Origin of the sequence: Paraburkholderia silvatlantica (assembly GCF_003096715.1) — a bacterium.
GTDB classification, from domain to species: domain Bacteria; phylum Pseudomonadota; class Gammaproteobacteria; order Burkholderiales; family Burkholderiaceae; genus Paraburkholderia; species Paraburkholderia silvatlantica.
Window position 1 is genome coordinate 48,163 of sequence record NZ_QEOL01000022.1, and the last position, 25,338, is coordinate 73,500.

General features: G+C 64.6%; 26 protein-coding genes and 1 pseudogene. 13 read left to right on the forward strand and 14 right to left on the reverse strand.

From position 1 onward, the window contains the following. Positions 1-8: 8 nt before the first annotated feature. Positions 9-686, reverse strand: a complete 678-nt coding sequence (locus tag C7411_RS25835; RefSeq protein WP_110386862.1) for a heavy metal response regulator transcription factor — start codon at positions 684-686, stop codon at positions 9-11. Positions 687-967: 281 nt separating this feature from the next. Here C7411_RS25835 and C7411_RS25840 point away from each other — a divergent pair, with 281 nt between their 5' ends. Beyond that, positions 968-2,140, forward strand: coding sequence for an epoxide hydrolase family protein (locus C7411_RS25840; RefSeq protein WP_110386863.1), 1,173 nt, complete (start codon positions 968-970; stop codon positions 2,138-2,140). A 43-nt stretch (positions 2,141-2,183) separates the two neighbouring features. Here C7411_RS25840 and C7411_RS25845 read toward each other — a convergent pair whose 3' ends face one another. Further along, on the reverse strand, positions 2,184-3,146 hold the full coding sequence (locus tag C7411_RS25845; RefSeq protein ID WP_110386864.1) for a fatty acid desaturase: 963 nt from the start codon (positions 3,144-3,146) through the stop codon (positions 2,184-2,186). Between the two features lie 167 nt (positions 3,147-3,313). Here C7411_RS25845 and C7411_RS25850 point away from each other — a divergent pair, with 167 nt between their 5' ends. Together C7411_RS25850 and C7411_RS25855 are read left to right on the forward strand one after the other, a co-directional pair. After that, positions 3,314-4,138, forward strand: a complete 825-nt coding sequence (locus tag C7411_RS25850; protein WP_165822893.1) for a phosphate/phosphite/phosphonate ABC transporter substrate-binding protein — start codon at positions 3,314-3,316, stop codon at positions 4,136-4,138. A gap of 224 nt (positions 4,139-4,362) precedes the next feature. After that, a complete protein-coding gene (locus C7411_RS25855) occupies positions 4,363-5,163 on the forward strand; it encodes a MetQ/NlpA family lipoprotein (protein ID WP_243413354.1) in 801 nt (266 codons plus the stop codon). A gap of 85 nt (positions 5,164-5,248) precedes the next feature. Here C7411_RS25855 and C7411_RS25860 read toward each other — a convergent pair whose 3' ends face one another. Further along, positions 5,249-6,172, reverse strand: coding sequence for a DMT family transporter (locus C7411_RS25860; RefSeq protein ID WP_110386866.1), 924 nt, complete (start codon positions 6,170-6,172; stop codon positions 5,249-5,251). Between the two features lie 125 nt (positions 6,173-6,297). Between C7411_RS25860 and C7411_RS25865 the strand changes: the two genes are divergently transcribed. Then, a complete protein-coding gene (locus C7411_RS25865; protein WP_110386867.1) occupies positions 6,298-7,212 on the forward strand; it encodes a LysR family transcriptional regulator in 915 nt (304 codons plus the stop codon). Between the two features lie 129 nt (positions 7,213-7,341). Continuing rightward, positions 7,342-8,739 (forward strand): dihydrolipoyl dehydrogenase, encoded by a 1,398-nt coding sequence (locus C7411_RS25870; RefSeq protein ID WP_110386967.1) that lies wholly within the window; start codon positions 7,342-7,344, stop codon positions 8,737-8,739. A 161-nt stretch (positions 8,740-8,900) separates the two neighbouring features. On the opposite strand, the gene C7411_RS25875 is transcribed toward C7411_RS25870, so the two are convergent. From C7411_RS25875 to C7411_RS25900, 6 genes are all read right to left on the reverse strand, one after another. After that, complete coding sequence (locus C7411_RS25875) at positions 8,901-9,788, reverse strand: ABC transporter permease (protein ID WP_110386868.1); 888 nt, start codon at positions 9,786-9,788, stop codon at positions 8,901-8,903. Beyond that, positions 9,785-10,783, reverse strand: coding sequence for an ABC transporter ATP-binding protein (locus C7411_RS25880; RefSeq protein WP_243413346.1), 999 nt, complete (start codon positions 10,781-10,783; stop codon positions 9,785-9,787). The genes C7411_RS25875 and C7411_RS25880 overlap by 4 nt, the downstream gene beginning before the upstream one ends. A gap of 89 nt (positions 10,784-10,872) precedes the next feature. Further along, positions 10,873-11,928: an ABC transporter substrate-binding protein gene (locus tag C7411_RS25885; RefSeq protein WP_110386869.1), complete on the reverse strand. Its 1,056-nt coding sequence runs from the start codon at positions 11,926-11,928 to the stop codon at positions 10,873-10,875. A 62-nt stretch (positions 11,929-11,990) separates the two neighbouring features. Then, a complete protein-coding gene (locus C7411_RS25890) occupies positions 11,991-12,896 on the reverse strand; it encodes a TauD/TfdA dioxygenase family protein (protein ID WP_110386870.1) in 906 nt (301 codons plus the stop codon). A 160-nt stretch (positions 12,897-13,056) separates the two neighbouring features. Further along, the gene (treA, locus tag C7411_RS25895) at positions 13,057-14,751 is read right to left on the reverse strand and encodes an alpha,alpha-trehalase TreA (protein ID WP_110386871.1); all 1,695 of its coding nucleotides are present in this window, start codon (positions 14,749-14,751) and stop codon (positions 13,057-13,059) included. Positions 14,752-15,056: 305 nt separating this feature from the next. Further along, complete coding sequence (locus C7411_RS25900; protein WP_110386872.1) at positions 15,057-15,359, reverse strand: chemotaxis protein; 303 nt, start codon at positions 15,357-15,359, stop codon at positions 15,057-15,059. 265 nt (positions 15,360-15,624) lie between these two features. Between C7411_RS25900 and tkt the strand changes: the two genes are divergently transcribed. Further along, on the forward strand, positions 15,625-17,742 hold the full coding sequence (gene tkt, locus C7411_RS25905; protein WP_110386873.1) for a transketolase: 2,118 nt from the start codon (positions 15,625-15,627) through the stop codon (positions 17,740-17,742). Here the strand turns inward: tkt and C7411_RS25910 are convergent, their stop codons facing one another. Together C7411_RS25910 and C7411_RS25915 are read right to left on the reverse strand one after the other, a co-directional pair. Next, positions 17,743-18,030, reverse strand: coding sequence for a DUF1488 family protein (locus C7411_RS25910; RefSeq protein WP_110386874.1), 288 nt, complete (start codon positions 18,028-18,030; stop codon positions 17,743-17,745). It lies immediately after the preceding gene. 158 nt (positions 18,031-18,188) lie between these two features. After that, on the reverse strand, positions 18,189-18,350 hold the full coding sequence (locus tag C7411_RS25915; RefSeq protein WP_110386875.1) for a DUF1328 domain-containing protein: 162 nt from the start codon (positions 18,348-18,350) through the stop codon (positions 18,189-18,191). Between the two features lie 156 nt (positions 18,351-18,506). Here C7411_RS25915 and C7411_RS25920 point away from each other — a divergent pair, with 156 nt between their 5' ends. Beyond that, on the forward strand, positions 18,507-18,932 hold the full coding sequence (locus C7411_RS25920) for a BON domain-containing protein (RefSeq protein ID WP_110386876.1): 426 nt from the start codon (positions 18,507-18,509) through the stop codon (positions 18,930-18,932). A 240-nt stretch (positions 18,933-19,172) separates the two neighbouring features. After that, entirely contained in the window at positions 19,173-19,604 is a 432-nt protein-coding gene (locus tag C7411_RS25925) for a CBS domain-containing protein (RefSeq protein ID WP_042267178.1), read from the forward strand. A gap of 65 nt (positions 19,605-19,669) precedes the next feature. Here the strand turns inward: C7411_RS25925 and C7411_RS25930 are convergent, their stop codons facing one another. After that, entirely contained in the window at positions 19,670-21,019 is a 1,350-nt protein-coding gene (locus C7411_RS25930) for a cation:proton antiporter domain-containing protein (RefSeq protein ID WP_110386877.1), read from the reverse strand. A gap of 303 nt (positions 21,020-21,322) precedes the next feature. On the opposite strand from C7411_RS25930, the gene C7411_RS25935 reads away from it, so the two are divergent. The 3 genes and pseudogenes from C7411_RS25935 (at position 21,323) to C7411_RS25945 (ending at position 23,379) form a co-directional block, all read left to right on the forward strand. Then, positions 21,323-21,805, forward strand: a complete 483-nt coding sequence (locus C7411_RS25935) for a PRC-barrel domain-containing protein (RefSeq protein ID WP_243413347.1) — start codon at positions 21,323-21,325, stop codon at positions 21,803-21,805. Positions 21,806-21,980: 175 nt separating this feature from the next. Next, positions 21,981-22,355: pseudogene (locus tag C7411_RS25940) on the forward strand (ester cyclase); the annotation flags it as partial. A 190-nt stretch (positions 22,356-22,545) separates the two neighbouring features. Then, the gene (locus C7411_RS25945; RefSeq protein ID WP_110386878.1) at positions 22,546-23,379 is read left to right on the forward strand and encodes a sulfotransferase family protein; all 834 of its coding nucleotides are present in this window, start codon (positions 22,546-22,548) and stop codon (positions 23,377-23,379) included. On the opposite strand, the gene C7411_RS38680 is transcribed toward C7411_RS25945, so the two are convergent. Then, entirely contained in the window at positions 23,328-23,525 is a 198-nt protein-coding gene (locus C7411_RS38680; protein ID WP_207786565.1) for a hypothetical protein, read from the reverse strand. The genes C7411_RS25945 and C7411_RS38680 overlap by 52 nt on opposite strands. A 187-nt stretch (positions 23,526-23,712) precedes the next feature. Beyond that, complete coding sequence (locus C7411_RS25955) at positions 23,713-24,126, reverse strand: hypothetical protein (RefSeq protein WP_110386879.1); 414 nt, start codon at positions 24,124-24,126, stop codon at positions 23,713-23,715. 159 nt (positions 24,127-24,285) lie between these two features. Between C7411_RS25955 and C7411_RS25960 the strand changes: the two genes are divergently transcribed. After that, a complete protein-coding gene (locus tag C7411_RS25960) occupies positions 24,286-24,696 on the forward strand; it encodes an ArsR/SmtB family transcription factor (protein ID WP_110386880.1) in 411 nt (136 codons plus the stop codon). Beyond that, entirely contained in the window at positions 24,689-25,210 is a 522-nt protein-coding gene (locus C7411_RS25965; RefSeq protein ID WP_110386881.1) for an SRPBCC family protein, read from the forward strand. Before C7411_RS25960 ends, C7411_RS25965 begins: the two co-directional genes overlap by 8 nt. Positions 25,211-25,338: the final 128 nt, after the last annotated feature.

Below are 25,338 nucleotides of genomic sequence, written 5' to 3' on the forward strand. Positions count from 1 at the left end.
GCGCGGCATCAGTCGTTCCCTTTGATTTCAGCGACGTAGCCCACGCCGCGCACCGTGTGGATCAACTTGACGTCGAACGCATCGTCCACCTTCGCGCGCAGGCGGCGAATGGCGACTTCCACGACGTTGGTGTCGCTGTCGAAGTTCATGTCCCACACATAGGAGGCGATTTGCGTGCGCGTGAGCACTTCGCCTTCGCGGCGCACGAGCAGTTGCAGCAGCGAGAACTCCTTCGGCGTGAGGTCGATGCGCGTGGCCCCGCGTTTCACGCGCCGGCGCGTGACGTCCACTTCGAGGTCGCCGAGCGTCAGCACGTCGCTCTCGCGCGGGGGGCCGCGGCGGGCCAGCGTACGCACGCGCGCGAGCAGTTCGACGAACGCGAACGGCTTGACGAGGTAGTCGTCCGCGCCCAGCTCGAGTCCCTTCACGCGGTCGCTGATGTCGTCGCGCGCGGTGAGGAAGAGCACCGGCGTGGCGTGCGTGGCGCGCAGCGTCTTGAGCACCGTCCAGCCGTCCATTTCAGGCAGCATGACGTCGAGCACGATCACGTCGTACGCGGCCTCTTTAGCGAGAATCAGGCCTTCCGCACCGTCCGCGGCAACGTCCACGGCGTAGCCGGATTCCTCGAAGCCCTTCTTCAGATAGGCGCCGGTCTTCGGCTCGTCTTCGATCACAAGAATACGCATCGCCGTTCAATTCTGAGTGTGTCCGGCTCAATTGTATGCGCTCCCTGGCCCGCTGCGCCTATCGCCGTGCATCCCCCATACGGTAACGCTGGCCTTGCCCGGCTGGGGCGTCGCGCGCCCCGGCCGCACGGACCAAACGCCAATAACTAAAAAGGATGCCTCGATAAACACCTGGTAAGCAATGGATGGAATTCGAAGGGCCCTTGGGGCGGCCGATGCGCGGCGGCGAATTCGCTCATAATGGTCAGCTTCCCGGCCTGCCAGCGTACGGATGAACCACCATGCATATCGACCGGTTTGAAATTCGCGTACCCGAAGATGCACTCGACGACCTGCGCCGGCGTTTGCGCGCCACGCGCTGGGCCGACGCTACGCCCTCGCCGACGTGGCAACAAGGGGCCGACAGGACGTGGCTGCGCGAACTCGTCGCGTATTGGGCCGACGAATACGACTGGCGCGCCGCCGAACGCGCGCTGAACCAGTTGCCGCAGTTCATGGCCGAACTGGGCGGAGCGGATGCCTCAGCCGGCCAGCGCGTTCACTTCGTGCATCGGCGCGGCGCGGGCCCGAAGCCCTACCCGCTCGTGATCACGCACGGCTGGCCGGGCTCGTTCATCGAATTCCACGCGCTGCTCGACCGGCTCTGCGACCCCGCCGCATTCGGCGCGGACCCGGCCGATGCGTTCGATGTCGTCGTTCCGTCGCTGCCGGGCTTTGCCTTTTCGCCCGCGCCGCCCGCGTCCGGCACCTCCGCGTTCCAGATCGCAGACCTGTGGTGCGCGCTCATGCGCGGCCTCGGCTACGAGCGCTTCGGCGCGCAGGGCGGCGACCTCGGTGCGGGGGTTTCCATCGCGCTCGCCGCGCGGCACAGTCAGGCCGTGCAGGGCATCCACCTGAACTTCCTGCCCAGCTCGTACGAACCCGCAATCGACGCCGCGCAGGCCCCGCTCACCCCGGCGGAACAGGATTATCTGCGCGAAAAAGCCGACTGGGCAGCGCTGGAGGGCGGCTACGCGCATATGCACAGCACCCGGCCGCAAACGGCGGCAGCGGCGCTCAACGACTCGCCGGCGGGACTGGCTGCGTGGATCGGCGAAAAGTTTCGCGCATGGAGCGACTGCGACGGCGACATCGAGCGCCGGTTCTCGAAGGACACCTTGCTTACGGACCTTTCACTGTACTGGTTCACGGGCAGCATTGGCACGTCCATGCAGATGTACTGGGAAAACCGTCTCCAGCCGTTTCGCTTCGCGGCGGGGCAACGCGTAGTGCCGCCCGTCGCCTTCGCGCGCTTTCCCAGGGAGATCAATCACCCGCCGCGGTCGTGGCTCGAACGCGTGTTCGACGTCGCGCAATGGACCGACATGCCGCGCGGCGGCCATTTCGCCGCCATGGAAGAACCCGATCTGCTCGCGGACGACATTCGCCGCTTTTTCAAACGGTTGCGGGAGTAAACGTCACTGCGCGTCACTGCGCGTCACCGCGCGTCACTGCGCATCACTGCGCGGCGTTGTCGCCGAACGGATGTGCGGGGGCATCCGTCGCGCGCCACGCATAACGCCTGAGCAGCGCGGCGTAGCCTTCGATCACGAAACCGCCGCATTTGTGCCGATAATCGTCGCGCCGCATGCGGTAGGCGCGCGGCAGTTGAAACCACGGCAAGCGTGGCAGATCGTGGTGCACGAGATGGTAGTTGTTGTTCAGATACAGAAAGCGCATGACGAGCCCGGCCTCGTTGATGGCGATGCGCGCCTTGGGATGCGACGCCGCGCGATGCTCGTACAGCGAGCGGACCATCGCGAGTCCGAGCGCGGGCCAGGTGACGGCGGCGAGATACCACCACCACGGCACGCCCGCGTAGCGCTGCACCCACGCGAGCAGCAGCACGACGGCCGCGCAGTGCGCGAGCCACATCGGCACGTGCCGCCAGTCGCCGCTTCGCAGCACTTTCGCCGCGCCGGCGAGCATGGCCGCCACGCTCATGGGCGGCCCGATCACCACGCGGCCCACGAAGCTCTTGCGTGCGTGCCATAGCACGCGATGCCAGCGCGGCAGGCGGGCCCACTGCTCGTATTGCACGTAGTTCGTTTCGGGGTCGATGCCGGGCACCGTCAACGCTTCGTCGCGATGATGCGCCATATGGCTCTCGCGATAGACCGCATAGGGAAACCACACGGCGAGCGGCGGCCAGCCCAGCGCCATGTTCAGCCACGCGAACCGGGTGGGATGACCATGCAGCAATTCGTGCTGGAGCGACATATGCCATGCGCACAGCACGATGAGGCATGGCGTGGCGGCCGCGAGCGTGAACAGACCTGAGCGCACAAACGCCAGCACCGCAAACCAGCCGCCGTAGATCACGGCGATCAGCAGCCACGTGGGCCATTCGGTGCGTGCGGTGAACCCTGTGGCGAGCGCGGCGACTTCCCGCGCGTGGTCTGCGTCGAAGTATTCGGCCATGTTCGCCGGCTCCCGCGATGAAGGAAGGTGCCACTCCATACGGAGAGCAAAGCAATGCAGGTCGTCACCATACCGAACGAGCGGCGCTGCACCAACCAACGAATCGCCATTTGCTTATCTCATCGCGCCACGCGACGCGCCACGAGCGCGCAGCGTAGAATACGCCGATGACCCGCTGGACCGCCTCCCTGCCGATGTACAACGTGACGCCAGAACATGCGGCGTGGTGGCGCTCGCTGCTGAGCGACAGTCTGGCCATCGTTGCGCGCGCGTCCGACCTGGGCGACATCACGATCGGCAACGCACCGGCGGGTGAACTCATGTCCCACTGGCGCCGCAAGGATTTGCTGCTTTCGCAGACCTGCGGGTATCCGTACCGCATGCTCGGCCTCGCCAACGACGTCCATCTGATTGCGACCCCGATATTCGACGCGCCCGGTTGCGAAGGCCCGCGCTATCGAAGCGTGATCGTCGTTTCGGCACAGGCGTGGAAGCGCGGCGCGAAAACGCTGGAAGCGTGCCGAGGGCTGCGCGCCGCATGCAACGGCGCGGATTCTCATAGCGGCATGAACGCGTTGCGCCACGCAGTCGCGCCGCTCGCACGCGACGGCCGCTTCTTCGCCTCAGTGCTCTGGACAGGCTCGCACGCGGCCACGTTACGCGCACTGACGAGCGGCGCGGCCGAGGTGGGCGCCATCGACTGCGTTACGTTCGCATTGCTGCACGATTCGCACCTCGCGCCGTTCGACGGCGTGCAAACCATCGGCATGACGGCCTCAGCCCCTGGACTTCCGCTGATCGCCTCACGCGCACTCGGCGAGGAGCAAGCCGACGTATTGCGCGATGCGCTGGACGCCGCGCTCGCAGCCGACCCCGAACGGGCGCGCAAGCTGCGACTGCGCGGGTTCGCCAGACTCGCTGGCGAGGCGTATGCCGAGATCGAGACGTTCGCGAACACCGCCGCGCAGTACGGCTATACCGAGCTGCGTTGAACCGCAGCGTCGGACTCATCCGCATATGAGCGGACATGGAACCGGACTCGCATGATGGATGGACGCTGCATCCTGATCACGCCGTTGCGCGCCGCAAAACGACGGATATAGCTAAGCAATCCTCCCAAAATTGGTTGTCCACCTGCAGCGCGCTCAGTAGCATCGCCTTATCCACAACTCTTCGAATAACGGATCCTATGAAGAAAAGAACCTTGCTGGGTACGATGCTGGCTTCGCTCGCGCTGGGCCTAAGTTTCGGGGGCGTGACGCTCGCGCACGCGGCAGACCAGACGTTGCGCGTGGGCATCATGTCGGGTGAAGACGAGGACGTGTGGCGCGTGGTCGCCGCCAACGCCGCGAAGCGCGGCCTCGCGATCAAGGTGACCACGTTCTCCGAATACACGCAGCCCAACGAAGCGCTTTCGAGCCACGACCTCGACGCCAATTCGTTCCAGCACAAGCCGTATCTCGACGCGCAGATCAAGGCGCGCGGCTACAAGATCGTGCCGGTGGGCTTTACCTACGTGCAGCCTATCGGGCTGTATTCGCGCAAGGTGAAGTCGGTGGCGGACCTGCCGCAGGGCGCGACCATCGGCGTGCCGAACGATCCGAGCAACGAAGGCCGCTCGCTGCTGCTGCTCCAGGCACAGGGGCTCATCACGCTGCGCGACGATGTCGGCCTGCTGCCGACCGCACGCGACATCGCGAAGAATCCGAAGAATATCCATATCAAGGAACTCGATTCCGGTATCGTCGGGCGCGCGATTGGCGATCTGGATGCGGCCGTTGTCAATACGGACTGGGCCGTGAAGTCGGGGATCAAGATTCCGCAGGAGCGGATTGCTCAGGAGAAGGTGACGGGCAATCCTTATCGCAACTTCATCGCCGTGAATGAGAAGGATGCCAACGCGCCTTGGGTACATGCGCTCGTGGAGAGCTATCAGCAGCCTAATGTGGCTTCCGAGATTATTGCGGTGTATCACGGGGCAACGCTGCCTGCGTGGAAGGATGCGCCGCAGCAGTAACGGGAGAGTTTACAGCGGGCGCCGTGATGCTGTTTTATTCGCGGCCGCCCAATAGTTTTGTCAGCTTCGCGGATACGTGCCCGCCCTACGCTTTCACGGCGTCCCGCCCTTCGATTTGCGCTTCGTCCTCGCGTTCGCCCTTGAGCGCGACAAGCGAAGCGGCAACGATCAGCATACCGCCGATCCACGCCGGCAAGCTAAGCCGCTCGCCGAGCCACACGCAGGCAAAGAGCGCGCCGAACACCGGCTCGCTGCCCATAAGCAGCGCCACGCGCGTGGGGCTGCTGCGGCTCACGGCGTAGTTCTGCACGAAGAACGCGAACAGCGTGCAGCCCGCCACGAGATAGATCACGCTGCCCCAGAACACGCCGTGCCCCTGCCAGTGCGGCAACGGTTGCCACTGGTCGGGCGCGACAGTGACCGCGAGCGCGGCGCAGCCGATCGAAACGACGGCGGACTGGACCGCCGTCACCGTCAGCGCCGGTACGGCGCCCGACTTCATCACGCGCTTGACCGCGCAAGTCGCCAATGCGCGCAGCAGCGCGGCCAGCACGACCAGCAGATCGCCGGGGCTCGCCGCCACATGGCCGCCCGTCAAGAGCAGCGCACCAAGCAGCGACACGCCGGCGGCCACCCATTCCACTGGCCGCGGCGCGCGCTTGAGCCACGCCCACTCCACGAGCGGCGTGAGCACCACGCAAAGGCTGATGAGAAACGCGGCGTTCGAGGCATTCGTGAGCGACACGCCAAACGTCTCCGCCAGAAAGATGCCGAGTAGCAGGATTCCCGCGAGGAGCACGCCGATCTGCTCGCGCCACGTCACATGACGCAGACCGCGCAACGCGGGCGACAGCAACACGAACGTGATGCCAAAGCGCAGCGCGAGCAGACCCAGCACCGGGTAGACGAGCAGCGCGCCCTTCACGACGCCATAGCTCGTGCCCCAGATAAGCGCGACGGCCACGAGCAGCAGATCGACGGTGCGGGACGAACGGGTCAGAACATTCATGGGGAACAAGCCTACTGATGAGCCGGGGACGGACACATTGTCCGATAATGCTTTCGCGGCGATAATCCACTTTTACCAAACATCATTTATGTTTCATATGCACAGATGACTTCGCCTTGCCTGCCATGAATCCCGCTGACCTCCTGCCGCTTCTGCCCGATCTGACCACCTTCGCCCGCGTGGTCGACGCCGGAAATTTCTCGGCCGCGGCGCGCCAGCTCGGCAGCACGCCTTCCACCGTGAGCCGTCAGATGCAGCGGCTTGAGCGCGCGCTCGGCACGCGCCTGCTGGAGCGCTCCACGCGCAGCCTGCGGCTCACGGAATCGGGCGCCGAGGTCTACCGCCACTGCACGGACATGGTCGAAGCCGCCGCGAGCGCGGCGCAAGCCGCCAGCCGCCTCACCGGCCGCCCGCATGGCCGCGTCAGCATCAGCGCGCCCATTTCGTTTGCGCAAAGCGTCATTCATCCGCTGATTTCCGGCTTCCTGCGCGCCTATGAGGAGGTCGCGGTGCAGCTCGTCTTCACCGACCGCGACGTCGATCCGGTGCGCGACAGCGTCGATATCGTGATACGCCCGACGCCCACGCCGCCGCCGGGACTCGCCGCGCGGCGGCTCGGCACCCTGCAATGGATGCCGTGCGCATCGCCCGCCTACCTGCGCGCGCACGGCACCCCGAAGCATCCGAGGGATCTCACCCGCCACGACTGTCTCTATCTCGGCGAAACACCCGACGACAACCGCTGGACCTTCCGGCGCGGCGCGCAGACGCATGCCGTCGAGGTGAAGGGCCGCTACATCGCCAACGATGTGGGCGCACGGCGCGATGCGGCGCTCGCGCACTGGGGTATTGCGAGCCTGCCCGAATTCGCCGCGGCGGATGCGCTGCGCGAGGGCCTGCTCGTGCGGGTGCTGCCCGAGTGGTCGCTGGAACCGCGCGCGTACAGCGGCCCGGTGTGGATGCTCTATCCGCCGAATCGCTTTCTGCCGCCGAAGGTGCGCGTGTTGATCGACTGGCTCGCGCAGCACATGCCCGGGTGACCGGCGGCATACGCCCCCCGCCCTTGAGACGATCGGGCATGAACTTGAGCAGCGTCGACATTCACCCTCGCGCGTGGACCTCCTAGACTGGTCACGACAACGAATGCCTGAACCTTTCAAGGAAACATGATGCAAACCCTGCGAACGGATGTCGCCATCATCGGCGCCGGCACGGCGGGACTTTCCGCTTACCGCGCCGCGAAAGCAGAAGGTGCGAGCGCAATCATCATCGAAGGCGGCGCTTACGGGACGACGTGTGCGCGTGTGGGCTGTATGCCCTCGAAGCTGCTGATCGCGGCTGCCGAGGCGGCGCACGCGGTGGCCATGGCGCCGCGTTTCGGCGTGAATCCGCTCGGTATGGAAATCGACGGCCGGGCCGTGATGGAGCGCGTGCGCAGCGAGCGGGACCGGTTCGTCGGTTTCGTCGTGAACAGCACGCTCGCCCTGCCCGAAGCGGACCGCCTGGTCGGGCACGCCCGCTTCATCGACGACGGCCTGCTCCAGGTTGGCGAGCACACGCAGGTGCGCGCGAAAAGCGTCGTGATCGCTACGGGCTCGACGCCCGCGGTACCGGAATCGCTCGCCGGACTTGGCGACCGGCTCATCGTCAACGACGACGTGTTCGCCTGGGAGGACTTGCCGCGCAGCGTGGCGGTGGTCGGTGCGGGCGTGATCGGTCTGGAACTCGGCCAGGCGCTTGCGCGCCTCGGCGTACGGGTCACCTTGTACGGCGGCTCGCACGGCAGCGTGGGACCGCTCACGGACCCGCGTCTGATAGGCGAAGCGCATCGCGTGTTTGGCGCGCAAATGAGCTTCGAAACGCAGGGACGCGTCGTAGCGGCTACGCGCAGCGATGCGGGCGTGACGCTGCGGTACGCCCGTGCGGATGGTACGCAGTCCGAAGACACGTTTGATTACGTTCTGGCGGCAGCGGGCCGGCACCCCAACGTGGCGAACCTGGGTCTGGCGAACACCTCGCTTGAACTCGACGCGCACGGCGCGCCGCGCTTCGACGCGGCTACGCTGCAAGTCGGCACCGCGCCGGTGTTTTTGGCCGGCGACGCCAACGACGTGCTGCCGCTGCTGCACGAAGCCGCCGACGAGGGCCGCGCCGCAGGCCGCAATGCGGCTCGCTTTCCCGAAGTCGAACCCGTTGCGCGCCGTGCTCCGCTTGCGATCGTGTTTTCCGATCCGCAAATCGCCATGGTTGGCAAGTCACATCGGGAACTGGTGGAAGGCAGCTTCGTGACGGGCGCCGTGAGCTTCGCGGACCAGGGCCGCAGCCGCGTGATGCTCAGGAACCACGGCATCGGCCACGTATACGTGGATCGCGCGACACGGCGCTTCGTGGGTGCGGAATGGCTCGGGCCGGCGGCGGAGCATATCGGGCACCTGCTCGCGTGGAGCGTGCAGATGGGACTCAGCGTGGACGACATGCTGGCGATGCCTTTCTATCACCCGGTGGTAGAGGAAGGCTTGCGCACGGCTCTGCGCGACGCCGCCTCGCAGCTGAATCACCATGGCTAGTCGAAATTCGCCTGGTTATCCTCTTCAACTCGCAACGGCGCACACACTGTCAATGAAAGCACTCGTCCTCAGTCGATACGACGGACCGCTCGAACTGGCCAGGCTCGACCGCCCGCAGCCGCAAGCGGGCCAGGTGCTCGTGTTCAGGCTGCGGGCGCCCTTCAATGCTGTACCCCCCAGCGACGCACAGTCACCCTCTCCAGCGTATCGAACACCAGATGCTCAACGAGCAGTCCAATCACGATCACAGCCGCAAGCCCGGCAAAGACACGATCGGTATAAAGCTCGTTCCGGTTCTGAAAGATATACCACCCAAGCCCGCCCTGTCCGGCGCTAGCGCCAAATACAAGTTCCGCCGCGATCAGCGTGCGCCATGCGAAAGCCCAGCCCACGCGCAGTCCCGCGATGATCGAGGGCAGCGCCGCAGGCACGAGTATCAGCACGACCTGGCGCAGCCCGCTCAAACCGTAGTTGCGCCCCGCCATGCGCAGCGTGGCCGGAACACCGAGAAAGCCGGTATACATATTGAGCGCGAGCGGCCAGAGCACCGCATGCACGAGCACGAAGAGCAGGCTGCCGGTGCCAAGCCCGAACCAGAGCAATGCAATAGGCAGGAGTGCGATGGAAGGCAGCGGATTGAACATCGCCGTCAGCATGGCAAGCACATCGCGCCCCACGCGCGTGGAAACCGCGAGCGACGTGAGCACGAAAGCAAGCACCACGCCGATAGCATAGCCGCGCAGCAGCACCGACATCGATATGCCGGTTTTGACGAGCAATTCGCCGCTCGCAATGCCCTGCACGAATGCGGCGAACGTCGCGCCGAAGGTCGGCACGAGCAGATCGTTCGCGACAATCCGCGCCGCGATCTCCCAGCCCGCAACAAGCATGAGCGCGATGAGTGTGCGGCGAAACCAGCCCGCGTCGAGCACGTGCCGCGCGAGCGGCAGGGGCGCCGAGTCCGCGCCCGCCTGAACCGGCAGCAAGGGTCGCTCGTATTCCGCGCGCACGGGCGGCAAGGGCGGCAGCGTCTGGTGTGGCGTGCTCATCGGCTGGCCTCCTTCACGGCTTCGGTTTCGCTATCGGTCTCGAACAACAGGCGATGGATGCGCGCCACACTCTCGCGAAAGTCCACGCCCCCCACGCTCGCATGCGAATACGCGTGACTGTTGACCTCCGCGCGCGCGCGTCCCGGATGCGGCGAGAGCAGCAGGATACGGTTGCCGACCACGAGCGCCTCCTCGATCGAATGCGTGACGAACAGCAACGTGAAGCGCGCGTCGTCCCAAAGGCGCAGCAACTCTTCCTGCATCTTGCGGCGCGTGAGGGCATCGAGCGCGGCAAAGGGTTCGTCCATCAGCAGCACGCGCGGTTGCATGGCGAGCGCACGCGCTATCGCGACGCGCTGCTTCATGCCACCCGAAAGCGTGTGCGGGTACGCGTCGGCGAAGGCGGCGAGTCCCACCTTGTCGAGATAATGGAGCGCACGTTCGCGCGCTTGCACGCGCGACAGTTTGCGCGCGACGCGCAACGGAAACGCCACGTTCTCGGCCACGGTTTTCCAGGGCGGCAACTGATCGAACTCCTGGAACACCACCACGCGATCCGCGCCCGGTCCGCATACCGGTTCGCCCGCCAGCGAGATCGATCCCGACACCGGCTCGATAAAGCCCGCTATCGCCTTGAGCAAAGTGGACTTGCCGCAGCCCGAAGGCCCGAGCAGCACGAAGCGGTCAGCACCGTAGACGTCGAAGCTCACGTCCTGCGTGGCGCGCACGATGCGCTCGCGGCTGCGATATTCGAGGCTGACGTTTTCGATGGCGAGCAGGCGCTCGCTGTGTCGTCCGGCCTCGACGGTATGTTCGGTATGCGCAGGCCGCTCGCCCACAACAACGCGTTGCGCCGCGCCCGTTTCGCGACGCACTGCAGGAGCGCGCTGCCAGAGTCTAGTGGTGGTGACGTTCACTTTTCGCAAATCCAGCGGATAAAACCTCAACATACTGGCATCCGGCGCGCCGCCCAACCAATGAATCGACATATTCAAACCGGGCCTGCTCATAAGCGCGAAATCTTCGCCACCATTGCGAACGGGCCCAAAAAGGGCCCGCTCCCTGGCGCTGATGCCGTGCTTGCTCAACTGCCGTTGGCAACCGCCGGATCGTCGAAGAAGTAATCGCGCCACGACTTCGGCTCGTTGCGGATCGCGCCGACTCGATACATGAATTGCGCGAGCGCGAGCGTATTCTGAGGCGCGGTCTTGAACTGAACCTGCGGATCGCGCAAGATCTTCAGGAGCAGATTGCGGTCGATCTTCGAGTCGTTCACGCGAATATAGATATCCGCAGCCTGCTCGGGGTGCGCCGCGATGAAATTCGCCGCGTCGGCGAGCGCCGCCACGAATGCGCGATAGGTCTTCGGGTTCTCGTCACGGAACTTCTGCGTGGCGTAAAGCACCGTGGCCGAACTCGGCCCGCCCAGCACGTCGTACGAGTTGAGCACGATATGCGCCTTCGGGTTGGCCGCCAGTTCCTGCTGCTGGAACGGCGGATTGCCGAAATGCGCCGTGATCACACTGCTGTTGGCGATGATCGCGGCAGTGGCGTCCGGATGCGGAATGGCCTGGCTGTACGGGTCGAGCCGGTCGAACTGCTTCTCGCCCCACTGCTTCGCCGCCGCATACTGCAGCACGCGCGACTGCACGGATACGCCCACGGCCGGCACGGCAATGCGGTCCTTGCTCGTGAAATCGGCAATCGTCCTGACGTTCGGGTCCGTGCTCACGAGGTAATACGGCAGATTGCCGAGCGATGCCACGCCTTTCACGTTCTGCCTGCCATGCGTGCGGTCCCACACCGTGAGCAGCGGACCCACGCCCGCACCAGCCACGTCCACCGCGCCGGAAAGCAGCGCGTCGTTCACGGCCGCGCCGCCAGAAAGACGCAGCCAGTCGACCTTGATATCCACGCCGGATTTGCGCCCCTCCTGCTCGATGAAATGCTGGTCGCGCGCGACGTTGAGCATCAGATACACGACGCCGAACTGCTCCGCAATGCGGATCTGCCCTTCTGCACGCGCGGATGCCGGCGCACCCAGCCCAAACGACGCGAGCGCAATGGCGAGTGACGCTGTGCCCGCGCGGCGCCATACGTTCGCGCGCTTCGCGAGCGCGTTTCCGATAGAAAGCGACATACTTCAGATTCCTTTTTATTTTCTGCAATATCGAACGCGCAAGAAAAACCCCGCGGCGCGCATCAAAATGGCGTGTCGCCTTCGATGGTGGTGCGATAAAGCTTACGGCGCAGATGATCAGGCGTGCCCGCCGCGAGATGCATGAGCGAGCGGTTGTCCCAGAACACGAGATCGTGCTCGCGCCACTTGTGGCGGTAGCAATGCTCTGCGCGCACGCTATGCGCGAACAGCGCGTCGAGCAGCGCACGGCTTTCGTCCTCGGGTAGATCGACGATGCGCGTCGTGAAATGCTCGCTCACGAACAGCGCCTTGCGGCCAGTTTCCGGGTGCGTGCGCACGACGGGATGCACAACGGGCTTCACCTGCGCGATCTGCTCCGCCGTCAGGTTCGGCCGCCACGGGCTGCGCGCCTGGAGTTCCGCATAGCGCGCGAGATAGGTGTGCTCGGCGAGCCGCCCTTGCACGGCGCTGCGCAAATGCGCAGGCAGCGTGTCCCACGCGAGATGCATGTTGGCGAACAGCGTGTCGCCGCCCTCTGCGGGCAACTCCTTCGCGTGCAGCAGCGAACCGAGGCTCGGCTTCTCCTTGTATGAGAGATCGGAATGCCAGAAGTGTCCGGCGTCGCCAAGGCCAATGGGCTTGCCGTTCTCCACGATGTTCGAGACGATCAGCACCTCCGGGTGGCCCGCCAGCGCGAACTGATGCAGCACGTGGATCTGCAACGGACCGAAGCGGCGGCTGAACTCGACCTGCTGCTCCGGCGTGATGCGCTGGTCGCGAAACACGAGCACATGGTGATCGAGGTGCGCGCGATGAATGCGCGCGAAGTCTTCGCTCGACAACGGCTGCGCGAGATCGAGACCCACCACTTCCGCGCCAAGCGGCGCATCCAGGGGAAGAATGTCGAACCGTTGGGACGCGTGTGCGCTCGATGCGGCAGAAGCGACGAATGGGGCGGTGGTAGTCACGCAGCAAGCCTTTCAGGTAAGCAAAGGTTTCAATCTACGTGATCCGCCCACCGCCTGACAACGAAGCAAATCCGATACGTTTATCCGTTCGAGTCATAAAGGCGCTGTTAAGGCATACGGCGGCGTGGCGATCTCGGCGATCTCGCGGCCCACCTCACCCCTACTGCCCGCCCCCGTACATATCGAGCAGCATCAGCGTCACGCCGTTGGTCCAGCCGAAACCGTCCTGCAACGGGTATTCGCCGCCCCCACCGCCGCCTTCGCCCGCGCCCTCGACGATATATTTCTCCACGAGCTTTTGCTGCGTGTTATAGACGTTCTCGACGTCGGCGAGAAAACGCGTGCCGACCGGCTTCGCGAGATCGCTGCGCCCGTATTGCCTGAGGCCCTGGATGGCGATCCAGTGCAGCGGCGCCCAGCCGTTCGGCGCATCCCATTGCTGGCCGGTGTTGTAGACCGATGTGGCGAGGCCGCCCTGCTGGAGCAGCACCTTTTCCATCGTCTGCGCCGTCTTCTTCGCGCGCTCGGGCCACGCCACACCCGCCATCAGCGGATACATCATCGCGGGTGTCTGGTTTTCGCGCGACTTGCCGAGCTGCCAGTCGTAGTCGCCGTAGTAGCCCTTGTTGTTCCAGAGGTAACGGTTGATGCCTTCGGCGCGGCGCGCGGCATAGCCGGCGAACTGCCCCACGCAGCCGAAATCGCGCGCGACTGTGCAGGCGCGCACGATCGTCGTCTCCAGATGGAACAGGAGGCTATTCAGATCGACGGGAATGATCGACGTGGTGCGCACGGTCCAGAGATTCTGGTTGTCGCCGAACCAGCGCGAGCTGAAGTCCCAGCCGCTTTCGGCAGTGGCGCGCAGGTCGCGGTAGACCTCGCTGGCGGGGCGGCCCGCGGCCTGCTGCGCGGTCTGGACGTCTTCGATATACGACTCGTCGCGCGGCGTGTCGAGTTCGTCCCAGTAACGGTTGAGCACGGTGCCGTCGCGCAGCACGACCACATTGCGCGTGGCTTGCCCGCGCGGCGTGCTGCTCGCTCCCTGCATCCAGTACGCATACTCCTTGCGCAATGCCGGCAGGTACTTCTGATAAACGCTGTTTCCTTCCTTTTGCGCCGCAAGTTCCACCATGTACGAATAGAACGGCGGTTGCGAGCGGCTCAAGTAATAGGTGCGATTGCCGTTCGGAATATGGCCGAAGGTGTTGATCAGGTAGGCGAAGTTGTCGAGCACGTCGTCGACGAGATCTTCATGGCCGGACTCCTGGAGCCCGAGCATCGTGAAGTAGGTGTCCCAGTAATAGCCCTCCCTGAAGCGCCCGCCCGGCACCACATAGGGCTTCGGCAGCGGCACGAGCGAGCTGTTGTCGGGCGCCGACGTGGTCGTGCGCGTGAGACCGGCCCATAGCCAGTCGATGTGCTGGCGCAGGGTCTGCCCCGCCGGCGGCGTGAGGCTCTGGTCGGGCGGCGGCGTGAAGTACTGGTTTACGAAATTCAGCAACGAGAAGCCGGGTTGGTTCTTCTGCGCTTCGTAAAGCTGAACGATGGTTGCGGGGTCCGTGTTCGGCGTCGAATCGACGAAAGTCTTCTGGTCGGAGAAGATCTGCGCGGTCTGTACCGCCACGAAAAGATCGCGATACAGAATATCGGGCGCGGGCGGCAGCGGCGCACCCACCTGCGTGTCGGCGAAACAGTTTGCGCAGGCAAAAAAAAGCGTGGCGACACTGGCTGCGCTGATGGCAATGCGCGAACGCTGCGGCGACTTTCGGGGCGGGAGTGACTGTAAGCTTGCTTGAATGCGATGCGCATCGTTTGGCGATGCGGCGTGGTTGCGAGATTGCAGCTGCGTGCTCATGTTGCCTCCTTGGTGTTGGGGCACTTCGCTGGTCTCCTCGCACCGACCCGTTCACGCCGTTGTTTGCGGCGCGCGGGTCCGGCTGGATGCGCGATGGCATCGCCGGGTCCCGGGCAACGAGAGCATCGCATGACTTCGCACACCGAATCAACTGCGGCGTGACAATGCGTTACCGTGTGGAAATTTATGCCGCCAACCTGGCAGAAAAGACACGGCGCATCGGTAACAGTGGCCGCGCTGTGGCAGCACATCAAGCAGAAATGCGGGCGTCAGGCGCAACAGCCATATCGCGGGCGCCCACTTGTTTAAACATCGCCCAAATCGTCGATGCGATCGGGGAGCACGTCGCTGCCGGGTTCGAGCGACTCGTCGCCGTCTGCCGAAGCGCGTTCGCCTGTGCCTGCACTATCGGTGTCGCTCTGCGCTTCGTCCTCGCCCGCTTCGAGCGCGTGATTGTCGAGTTCGGTGTCGCGGTCGAATTCGTGGCGCTTCGTGCCCTGGGTGTCGCTGCCGGAATCGGATGAATCGCCCGGTCCCAGCGAGCCGGTGTCGTGCCCCGGCGGCATGGATTCGGGAAGGTCGTTGTCGGGGTCAAGCGTGCTGTTCATGGCAGGCTCCTTGTATTGTCGATGCGTTCGATGCCGCGCCCGCACCGGTGATGACGGCGATCCTGGATTGAAACGTTGTGCGCATCGGGACCGGTAAGCGGAAAGAGGAGTAGTCTCAATCCGCAAAGGCTATGCCCATAGGGTCCAAAGGCGACCCAACGTGCGGTGCAGACCGCCATGCCCTGGCTGGCACCGCATTTGCGCATGCATTCCTTCGCGCGCTGCCGCCCGATTGCAGCGCGCCCATGCCGAGGAGTCCCAACTCATGTCATCGAATTCATCGTCGAATGCCAGGCCCACCCAAGCCGATCCATCCGATCTCGACCGCCTGGTCATCGACACGATCCGCACCTTGTCGATGGACGCCGTGCAGAAGGCGAATTCCGGCCACCCCGGCACGCCGATGGCGCTCGCGCCGCTCGCGTACCAGATCTGGCAGCATCACCTGCATTACGACCCTGCTGCGCCGCGATGGCCTAATCGCGACCGCTTCGTGCTCTCGAACGGCCACGCTTCCATGCTGCTCTACTCGCTGCTGCACCTCGCGGGCGTGCAAGCGATAGACGAAGAAGGCAAGCTCACAGGCAAACCCGCGGTTTCGCTCGACGATATCAAACACTTTCGCCAGATCGACAGCGTGACGCCGGGGCACCCGGAATTCCGCATGACGACGGGTGTCGAGACGACCACCGGGCCGCTCGGCCAGGGGCTCGGCAACAGCGTGGGCATGGCCATGGCCGGGCGCTGGTTCGAGCAGCACTTCAATCGCCCGGACGCCAGAATCTTCGACTACCGCGTCTACGCAGTGTGCGGCGACGGCGACATGATGGAAGGCGTCTCGCACGAAGCGGCTTCGCTCGCGGGCCATCTGGGTCTGTCGAATCTGATCTGGTTCTACGACAGCAACCGCATCACGATCGAGGGTCACACCGACCTCGCCTATAGCGACGATGTCGAAGCGCGCTTTCGCGGCTACCACTGGAACACGCTGCACGTGAACGACGCCAACGACACGCAAGCCATCGAAGCCGCCATCCAGAAGGCGCAGGCCGTGACCGACAAGCCGACGCTCATCGTGGTGAAGAGCATCATCGGCTGGGGCGCGCCGAACCGGCAGGACACGGCGGCGGCGCACGGCGAGGCGCTGGGCGAGGACGAGGTGCGCCTCGCCAAGCGCGCGTACGGCTGGCCGGAGGACGCGCATTTCCTCGTACCCGATGGCGTGTACGAACGTTTCGCGCAGGGCATGGGCGCGCGCGGCAAGGCGGAGTACGAAGCATGGAAGCAACGCTACGACGGCTACGCGACGCGCTACCCCGAGCTGGCGAAGGAGCTGAGCTTGATGCTCGAAGGCAGGCTGCCCGAAGGCTGGGACTCCGGGATTCCCACCTTCGAAGCGGACGAAAAAGGCCTCGCCACGCGCGAGTCGTCGGGCAAGGTGCTCAACGCCATTGCGCAACGCGTGCCGTGGCTGATCGGCGGCGCCGCCGACCTCTCGCCCTCGACCAAAACCAGTCTCAAGTTCGATGGCGCGGGCAGTTTCGAGCGCGACCACTACGACGGCCGCAACCTGCACTACGGCATTCGCGAGCACGGCATGGGCGCGGTCTCCAATGGCCTCGCGCTTTCGGGCTTGCGCCCGTTCGCTTCGACGTTCCTCATTTTCAGCGACTACATGAAGCCGCCCATCCGGCTCGCCGCGATCATGGAGTTGCCCGTGGTTTTCGTGTTCACGCACGATTCGATCGGCCTCGGAGAAGACGGGCCCACGCACCAGCCGATCGAGCAGCTCGCCGCGCTGCGCGCCGTACCGGGGCTGCTCACGCTGCGCCCCGCCGACGCCAACGAAGTCGCCGAGTCCTGGCGCGTTGCGCTCGCACGTCCGCGCGAACCGGCCTGCCTGGTCTTGTCGCGCCAGCCGCTGCCCACGATCGACCGAAAAAAATACGCAGGCGCGCAAGGCGTGCGGCGCGGCGCATACGTGCTCGCCGACGCGCCCGATGGCAAGCAGCCCGAAGTCCTGCTGCTCGCCACGGGCAGCGAAGTTTCGCTATGCATTTCCGCCTATGAGACGCTGAAACAGGAAGGGATCGCGGCACGCGTCGTCTCGATGCCCTCATGGGACGTGTACGAACTGCAAGACGAGGCGTACCGGGACTCGGTACTGCCGCCGCACATCCATGCACGCGTGGCCGTGGAGCAGGCGGCGACGCTCGGCTGGGACCGCTACGTCGGCCGCTTCGGCTCGCAGATCGTGATGCACACGTTCGGCGCCTCCGCGCCGCTCAAGGCGCTGAAGACCAAATTCGGCTTCACGCCGGAGCACGTGGTCGAAGAAGCGAAGAAGCAGATTGCGCGCTGCAGGGCGGGCGCGGGCGAGTAGTTAGCGCCTGCCGGCGCCGTACATGCGCAAATATCCGCTGTGAAGCATCACCGGCTTGCCGTCCGTCTCCTCGATGAGACGGGCGGCCGCCGCTTCGATCGCGTCGCGGTTGCGGTGGAATGCCTGGCGCAGGTCGGGTTCGCGCAGCGATCTCGCGCCGAAGCGATCTTCCAGCGCTTCAGCCGTAATGGCACAGTCCACCGGGACGGAATCCGCCACCGCAACGAAGGTTAGTGCGAGTTCCTCCGTATCGTACTCGACCGGACCTTCTGGAAAGGTGATTTTCATGATTGATGGACTCCTGAAATGCTTGCCGACCAGCCTCCCGTCGCGCCTCACCCGCTCGCGGCAGCCGTTTCCTGTGCCGGCCACCGTCGCCGCGACGTCTACTGCGTGCGTCGTACATGCCCGGGTGACGTGGCACCTTGACCGATGCTGGGGAATGCTTACCGTCTCGTGATGCCAAACAGCAAGCTCGCCAGAAAGAGAATCACGAAGATGAAAAACAGAATCTTGGCAATGCTCGCTGCACCCGCCGCAATCCCGCCGAACCCGAAGACAGCCGCGATGATGGCTATCACGAAGAAAACGATCGCGTAGTAAAGCATTCCCGGCTCCTTTGAAAAAGTCTCCCAGCGTTTGCGCATCGGCTGTGCCCGGTCCGGTTTTCGCCAGAACACCGGGAGTGCCGGAAAACGCCGAGTCCCGCGGCATGCCCGTTGCGGGAGAAGCAGGCTGTGGCTCTCAAAGCAAAGGAGGCAGTCATGTACCCATTGCAATGCGCCTTGCGCGCGGGCCTCGCCGGCCTCTGCGCCATGCTCGGCGCGCAGGTAGCGCTTTCCCAGAGCAGCCCCCAGGCCGGCAGCGCCGAATCACAATCCGAATCACAACCCGAATCACAACCCCTTTCGCGGCCCAACCCGTTGCCGCCGCACAATCTCTCGGCGGGCAATCCGGGCTATGGCGGCGAGGCGAGTGACACGTTCATCACCGCCCACGCAAAGGCCGCGCTGATGGCCGCAGACGGCGTGAACTCCCGCGACGTCCACGTCACCACCCAGCACGGCGCCGTCATGCTAACGGGGACCGTGCCAGACGAAGCGCAGCGCGACAAGGCCGAAAGCGTGGTCCACGACCTCGACGGCGTGGTCTACGTGACGAACGACCTGAAAGTGTCCAGACCGCGGTAACGCGGCTAACGTCTCACCTCCAACCGCCACCTCCACAGGAGCGATTCATGCCGATACTGCACGCTTTGACGATATTGCTTCATTTACCGCCGCCCGATCCGCTGGACGCCCCGCAACGCCCGCCGCCCACGCTGCCTGAAGGCGATCCGCCGCCGCACGGGCCGCCGGCGCGCGCCGGGCGCGCGGCGCGTTTCCCATGAGGCATGAGAAGAGACGATACGATCACGAAAGGAGAAGACAATGACCCAGGTTCGCGAAGTGATGTCACGCGAAGTCGTGCATATCGCGCCTGACACGACGATCCGCCACGCCGCCGAACTCATGCGCGACCATGACATCGGGGCGCTGCCGGTGTGCGACGGCGAGCAGATCGTCGGCATGGTGACCGACCGCGACCTCGCCATGCGCGGGCTCGCCCAGGGCTGCACGGGCGAAGAAACCGTGTCGCACGTGGCAACCTCGGGCGTGCAGTGGTGCTACGAGGACGAAGACGTAAACGTCGTCCAGCGCCGCATGGCGGAGGCGCAGGTGCGCAGGCTGCCCGTGGTGAACCACGAACGCGAACTGGTGGGCACGCTGTCGCTCGGCGATATCGCCACGCGCTGCGACGACGCGCAGCGCGAGCGCATCGCCAATACGCTCGAAGACATTTCGCAGCGGCGCGTGCCGTGACAATCAGGCCGGGCGCGGCCGGGCTCAGGTCTGCCTCGATGCGCGCCGGCCGCTCCACCCGCCGGCTAGTCGAACGCCTCCCTCGCGCGCACGCGGCGCTCCGTCGCCGCGTGCGCTTCCTGGCGCCGGTAATAGCGTTCGAGCACGTAGCCCGCCGTCGCGCCGTGCAGCATGACGGACAGCACGATCGCGTCGAGTGCCGCGGGCAAGACAGGGCGCAGCGCGTCGCCGGCCACGTCGATACCCCACACCGCGTAATAGAACGCGCCCACGCCGCGTATGCCCATCCATGCCATCAGGACGCGCTGCGGCGCGTTCGCGGGCGAGCCCGCCATTGCCGCGAAAACGGCCACCGGTCGTGCAACGAACACCAGCACGAGTGCACATAGCACGGCGCGCAGGTCGAGCATCTCGCGCCAATGTGCGGAGATCACACAGCCGATGATCAGCAGTACCGATAACTCGGCGAGCCGCTCGATTTCCAGCGTGAAACCCGTCATGCCTTCGGCAAGCCAGACGTGCGCGCGCTGCGGGTCTTGCGCGACTTCGGTGCGCTCGCCAAGCTGCACGTTTTCGAGCGCTTCGGCCGGGCGGCGCTCGCCCGTCGCGCGCAGTTCCTGGTGGCGCAGCGCTACGCCCGCGGCAAATACGGCCACGAACGCGTACGCGTGCAACAGCAGCGCCACGCCGTAGGTCACGGACATCAGCCCGATCGCTATGAAGCCGTCCAGGCCCACCGCTTCCCCATATCGAGTGCGCAGATGGAACACGACCCGCACGCATAGCGTGGCGAGCACGGCACCCACGAGGAGCGCGCCCACAATGCCCCAAGCCAGCCACGCGGCAAATGCCGCCGCGTTCTGCGTGCCGGCGCCGTGTACGCCGCACAGCGCGAGACCGAGGAGCGCGAACGGCATCGCCGCGCCGTCGTTGAGGCCGCCCTCGCCCGAGAGCGCGAATCGCACTGGCTCGGCGTCGCCGGCTTCATGGACGCGCAGTTCATTGGCGAGCACCGGGTCGGTCGGCGCCAGCGTCGCGGCAAGAAACAGGGCCACGCCGGTGGCGGCGCCCAACGCCGTGCCAAACGCGTACATCAGCGCGACACTGAGCGCCATGGCCAGCACGCCAAGGCGCAATGGCAAGCACCAGAGCCGGTCGCGCAACCGCACGCGCAAGTGCATGCCGACGGAAAACAGCGAGATCACGAGCCCGGCCTCCGCCACCACGGTGAGCGTGCGCACGTTCTGCGCAAGGTCTGCATGCACGAGCCCGAGCACACCCGGCCCGACGATCACGCCCACGGCCAGATAAATCATCGCGCCCGTAAGCGGCAGGCGCGCGATCGGGCCCCGCGCGAGCGCCATGAACACCAGCAGCACGCCGATCAGCAAAAACCATAGTGCTTCCTCGGGCATCGGAAGACTTCCCTCCTCGTCAATCGGTAGAGACAGCGGAATTCGGCCACTTCGAACGAGAAACGGCACAGCGCGCCGCAACCGGTCGCGGGGCCATCCCCCTCATTGCCCATGCCCTCCCGAACTCGTCGCTTCCCGTATGCGCAAGGAGGATGCCAGCGCGGCGCGGCCATGGCGGCGACCCGGGCGCGCGCATTGCTGAATATTCGATGCATCGACGCCGCACGGACGGTCGGACAACCCGATGGCCGCGCGGGAGATGCGAACGCGTCACGCAACCTTCGACTATTTCAGGAGCCCATCATGGCGATGAACCCCGATTCCCCGCAGACCGGCGCGCGTATCGTCGGCAAAGGCAGTGAGACCGCTGCCGGCCCAGGCCCGTACATCATGGCCTCGAGCACGCTCGAAGGCGACCGCGTGTACAGTTCGGATAACGAAGAACTCGGCAAGATCAAGCACATCATGCTCGATGTCGAACGCGGACGCATTGCCTACGCGGTCATGTCGAGCGGCGGCTTTCTCGGCATTGGCGACAAGCTGCTCGCGCTGCCGTGGGCCGCGCTCACGCTCGACACCACGCACAAGTGTTTCGTGCTGAACGTGAACAGCGAGCGTGTGAAGGATGCACCGGGCTTCGACAAGGACCACTGGCCTTCCATGGCCGACATTGGCTGGGCGACCACCGTGCACGAGTACTACGGTGCACGCGCGCATTGGCAGGACGATCCGCTCGCGCCGGGCAGCGGTATCGAGCCGCCCGGAATGGGCGGCCCGAAGCTTTGACGCTTGCTGGCACACGAGCGACGCGGGCTCTCACTGATTCGTGGGCCCGCAACCGGGCGGTGCGCCTCGAAACCGGAGGCGTGCCGGGATCCGCGAAGTCATATCAGTTCGCCTTGCGCGCCTCGTTCGCGCCCACAACCAACGCCACGACCGCAAGCAGCGCGCAGACGCACACGATCTAAGCACGCTTTACCGGCGCTACATCGACTGCCTGAACCGGCGCGATTGGGTTTCGCTCGGGGAATTCGTCGCTCAGGACGCGATCCACAACGGCCGTGTAACTGGTCTCGCGGGATATCGCGCCATCCTGGAACAAGACGTTCGCGACATTCCCGACTTGCGCTTCGAAATCGAACTGCTGGTCGCCGAACCGCCGCTCATTGCCTGCCGCTTACGGTTTGATTGCACGCCCCGAAAGGTCTTTCTCGGCTTGCCTGTCGACGGCCGGCGAATCGCGTTTTCGGAGAATGTCTTTTATGCCTGGCGCGACGGGAAGATCGCGCAGGTCTGGTCGGTCATCGACAAGGCCGCAATCGAGGCGCAACTGTGATGAAAACCGATGCAAGCGTGCTCGCGTTTTTCCAGGCGATTCTGCGCTAGTTTTCACGCTGCCCGGTAGCCCAGCCGATGCAACCGCATTGTCACCTTGGCCATCGTGGCGTCAGTTTCGCGCCAGCGGCGGCAGGTAAGATCGGTGCAAATGAAGCAACGGCACAGAACGCAACAGGAGAGAGGGCAGCATGCATTCTTTTCCGCTATTCATTGTCGGCGCACCGCGCTCGGGAACGACGTTTCTCTGTTCGGTTCTCAATGCGCACCCGCACATCCAGCTAACCAACGAATGCCGCATTTTCGCGCTGGTCAAGAACATGCTGGATATGGGCAGCCAGCGCCCCGATCTGCTGGGCGCGTCCTGCCGGGACCGCTTCAGCGCCTATAGCCGCCGCACGCTCGGCGCGTGGGTCGAGCGCTTCTATCGTGAAGACCTCGATATGTCGGCGCCGATCTGGGGCGACAAGCATCCTCCCTACGCCGATCCGACGATTCTTTCCGGCCGCATCGGCGCAATCGAGCGACTGCCGCGCTCCGGGTCGTGCCTGAAACTCATCCACGAGCTGCTGCCCAACGCGCGCTTCATCCATCTTCATCGCGATCCAGGCTGGGTCGCCAATTCGCTGGTGCGCAAGCACTGGATCGGGTCCGTCAACGACGGCGTGCGCGTATGGGGTCAGTATGTGGCCGAGATCATCGAATTTTTCGCTGAAATCCCCAAGGAGCAGACATTGACGATCGGCTATCGCAATCTCATCGAGGATGCGGACACGACAATAGCCAGCATCAGCCGCTTTCTGGGTCTCGCGGACCCTGCGCCGATACGCGATTTTCTGCACGCCCAACGCAGTGCGCCAACGCCGTTCAGCGACCCGGTGACCGATATTGCCGATCTCTACGTCGTGCCCCCTATGCCGACGACAGACAACGCGCTCCTCGCGCTCGCCGAAAAGGCGGCGACGCACCTCGGCTACTCGGCATCGGCAACGCTTTCGATGCGCGCCGAGAGCGGCGGCAGGTGAATCGGCACGACATGCAGCCGGAAGTAAAGATCCTCGCGAAAGCTGCCCTCGCGCACGCCCACGCAGCAACTCACGTTGCTGCTGGCCCAGCAGAGCTTGAAAGATACGCAGTCGTTGCTGATGCAGAGCAGCGTGGCACGGGTCAAGAATCCGGGCGGCGGGTGACAATGGGATGAGAAGGCGGGGGCCGCTGTGGTGGGTGATAACGAACAGAAGGTGGTTCAGTGATTTTCACCGGCCCGAGCCCTTGATGAGCGTCGGCAGCGGTTAAGCCCGACGCGGAAACGAAAGGCGGCGCAAAGAGTGGCACGCTTAAACGTCGACCTATACGAATTATTTGCACGACAACACCACAACGCCACCGATATTCTGCGCATTCGGCAGCGTTGCCGAATAGCCGAGCGCCACCATCGGTTGCATTGCATCGTGCCCCACGACGACCGACTGGATCGACAGTTGCCCGGTTTTCGAAACGCTATTCAACGGTGCCTGGGTATTGGTCAGCGTGTAGTTGGTATTCGCCAGATTGATCGACATGCTCAAGTCGTTGAGCGTGCGCGTACCGAGATCCAGCGTAGCCGAAGTCGTTCCGAGCGTACCGTTATAGCCGCTTATAGCGTCGGTAACCCTATCCGCGAGCACCTGGGTACAGGCAAGCGTTCCGCTCGTCGCCGTCAGCGACAGCGGTGTACCGACGGCGTAGTGAAGGCCTTGCAGGTAGGTGTAGGTATTGCCGTCCGTATCCATGGCCTGGTTCCAGCGCCCGATCGCCACATCGGTACCGATACCCTGGATATCAGTGGGTGCCAGAACCAGAGCAACTCCAGCGGACGAAGGTCGATTGACACGAGAATTGGGTTCCGCCTATACTTCGCCAATCAGCTAATTAACCAAATGGAAAACTAATTGGAATCGGATCATCTGAGCGCCACCTTCGCCGCGTTGGCCGACCCGACGCGACGCGCCATCCTCGCGAGGCTTGCGCAAGGCGAAGCAACGGTAGGTGATCTGGCCGAGCCTTTTGACCTGAGTCCGCCGGCAATCAGCAAGCACCTGCGTGTTCTCGCACATGCGGGGCTGATTACGCAGGGAAGAGACCGCCAGTTTCGTCCTTGTCGCATCGTGCCCGAGCCGCTGAAGGAGGCAGCCGACTGGGCGATGCAATACCGCGCCCTATGGGAACAGCGCCTCGAGCAACTCGACAATTACTTGCAGCAACTGCAACAGGCGCCGGTCAAAGACACACCAGAAAAGCCCGCCGCGAAGACCTCCAAAGTTTCTTCAACCCGAACCAGGAAGCCCCGCCACCATGACTGACAAAGTGTCTGTACCCTTCATCCTCGAGCGTCGCTTCTCTGCGCCGCGCGAACTCCTGTACGCCGCGTTGACTGAAGCCCAGCATTTGAGTCAGTGGATGAGCCCGCCGGGAATGGAATTGTCCCACTGCACTGTGGACGCGCGTGTCGGCGGCGTCTTTCACTACGCAATGAAGCCGAGCGGCGCGCCCGACGCCCCAGCCATGTGGGGCAAGTGGACGTTCCGCGAATTGACGCCCCCCGAGCGCATTGTGGTCGTCGTGCAGTTCAGCGACGCAGATGGCGGCGTGACGCGACACCCAATGGCCCCCGAGTGGCCACTGCATACGCTATCGACAACAACCCTTAGCGAAGTCGAAGGTGGCACATTACTTCGCCTCGAGTGGCGTGCGCTGGACGCTACCGATGCCGAAAAGGCCATCTTTGACGCGTCGCACGCCAGCATGTCTCAAGGTTGGGGCGCAAGCATGGACGCGCTCGACAAATACCTCACGAAACAGCAAGCCGGGCGCTGAATCGAGAGATAGAAAAAGAGGTGCACTTCAGGTGCGCCTCTTCCGTGGCCGCTCGCACATCCTGTTGTCTGGACACCCCGACGGCCGCTTGCATCATTAGGCCGTCGTTCTCTTGACGACGATGAGTT